The following is a 1,006-nucleotide window of genomic DNA, read 5'->3' as shown; positions in this document are numbered from 1 at the left end:
TCTGAATTAGCCCGTTGGGCAATTGAAAATAGTATGGAGCGTTATGCCATACTATTTTCAATTGCCCAACGGGCTAATTCAGTACGGTTATGGAGACCAGTTTTCCCTAGCATGTTAGACACATGACTTTCTATGGTACGCTGAGAAACATTCAGCTGCTGAGCAATCTCCCGATTTGCCATACCTCTTGCCACAAACTGGACAACCTTCCGCTCAGTAGGAGTCAAATCAACATCGTAAGGAACGTTAATTCTGGGTGCGCTGTCTGGATTAGAAACTGTGAGCTGCATCATACGAGCAGTTTGCTTGAGGCAAGATTCCACCTGTGCTACCAGTTCTTCTGGCTCAAAGGGCTTAACCATATAAATATCCGCACCCTTATTGAGTCCTTTTATTCGATCTTGGCTTTGACCCTTGGCTGAGAGAAATAGTACCGGAATGCAGCTGGTGCGAGAATCATCTCTGACCTTTTCTACCAGGGTATAGCCGTCCATTTCTGGCATCATCACGTCACAGATAATCATATCAGGAATATCCTGCTCTAAAATGTCCAGAGCTTCTTTCCCATGTTCAGCGGTCATCACCTCGTATCCCCGAAACTCTAGGTAGTCCTTGACTAGCAATATGAGGTTGGGGTCATCATCAATCAGCAGCAGTTTTTGTTGCTCTCTTACAGCATTGTCCTTCATAACTGTAACGTTTTTTATACTTTGCTTGCTTAATTTTGTTAATAGTGGTAGTACCTCTTGCCTTTTCTAATGCCTGGAAGTTACCAAGCTGCTTTAACTCTCCAACCAATAATCCTACCTCACCATAATTAGGGTTGGTAAGAATTAGGGTTGGTAAGGAAAAGACTTAACTTGAACGTTGCACCGGGAACCCTAGGCTGGCCAAGTCAGTAGATTTTAGAACCCGTTGCGTCGCCAAGGTGGGCTTCATTACAACTAGGATGTTAACCTGCTTGGGGTTGGGGAGGAGCTGCTTCCATTGCCTGGTAGTCTAAAGA

The 1,006-nt window shown here is 44.6% G+C and carries 1 protein-coding gene; it reads right to left on the bottom strand.

Going from position 1 to position 1,006, the window contains the following annotated elements:
• Positions 1 to 41 precede the first annotated feature (41 nt).
• Positions 42 to 689, bottom strand: a complete 648-nt coding sequence (locus F6K20_RS39760) for a response regulator transcription factor (RefSeq protein WP_008180320.1) — start codon at positions 687 to 689, stop codon at positions 42 to 44.
• Between the last annotated feature and the right edge of the window lie 317 nt (positions 690 to 1,006).

This window comes from Moorena sp. SIO2C4, assembly GCF_010672485.1.
Classification (GTDB): Bacteria; Cyanobacteriota; Cyanobacteriia; order Cyanobacteriales; family Coleofasciculaceae; genus Moorena; species Moorena producens.
Note: the sequence above shows the minus strand (reverse complement) of the source record. Positions and strands in the feature narration are given on the sequence as shown.

Excerpts from the sequence above, each read along its gene's own strand:
- F6K20_RS39760 (WP_008180320.1), bottom strand. The coding sequence starts at position 689 with ATGAAGGACAATGCTGTAAGAGAGCAACAAAAACTGCTGCTGATTGAT.